Source organism: Microbacterium ginsengisoli (assembly GCF_000956535.1).
GTDB lineage: Bacteria > Actinomycetota > Actinomycetes > Actinomycetales > Microbacteriaceae > Microbacterium > Microbacterium ginsengisoli.
In genome coordinates, this window is sequence record NZ_JYIY01000004.1 from 1 (window position 1) to 948 (window position 948).

The following is a 948-nucleotide window of genomic DNA, read 5'->3' on the forward strand; positions in this document are numbered from 1 at the left end:
CCTAGGCCGTGTTGATCAAGAGGTTTCGCTCCCGGCTGGGTGAGTCTTAAGCGGTGACGCGACAGGAGATCTCTGACGAGGTGTGGGCCGTGATGGAGCCGTTGATGCCGACGGCGTCCGGGAGGTCGAGGCCGTGGGCGGATCATCGGTTGGCTGTCGAGGGGATGGCGTGGAAGTACCGCACCGGGGCTCCGTGGCGGGATGTGCCGGACCGGTTCGGGAAGTGGAACTCGATCTACAAGCGGTTCAACCGTTGGGCTGTGGACGGCACCTGGGAGAAGCTGCTGGCCGAGGTGCAGAAGCGGGCCGACGCCGCGGGGAAGATCGACTGGGTCGTCTCGATCGACTCCACGATCGCTCGTGTGCATCAGCACGGCGCGACCCTGAAGCGGGACACAGGGGGCTCTGCCGAATCACAAGAATCCGTGGTTCGAGCCGCCTGATCACGGGATCGGACGCTCCCGTGGCGGGCTGACGACCAAGCTGCACCTGGTCTGCGACGGTCGCGGCCGGCCGCTGGGGATGATGATCACCGGCGGGAACATCAACGACACCACGATGATGACCGCAGTACTCGAGGACATCCGCGTCCCCCGCGACGGGAAGGGCAGGCCACGGACCCGCCCGGACCGGGTGCTCGCCGACAAGGGGTACCCGTCGAAGGCGAACCGTGCTTGGCTCCGCGACCGCGGTATCGCGGCGACCATCCCGGAGCGTGATGACCAGGTCGCGCACCGCCGCAAGAAGCCGGGCCGGCCGATCGACTTCGGCGAACAGCAGAAGGAACGCTACAAGGGCCGCAACGTCGTCGAGCGCTGCTTCAACCGGCTCAAGCAGTGGCGCGGCATCGCGATGCGCTCCGACAAGCTCCTCCGCAGCTACCGAGCCGCCGTCAGCCTCGCCGCGACGCTCATCTGGATCAAATCAGACTTGATCAACACGGCCTAG

At 66.5% G+C, this 948-nt stretch carries 1 pseudogene; it reads left to right on the forward strand.

The features are described from left to right. Positions 1-92: 92 nt before the first annotated feature. Positions 93-948, forward strand: a pseudogene (locus tag RR49_RS15205) (IS5 family transposase).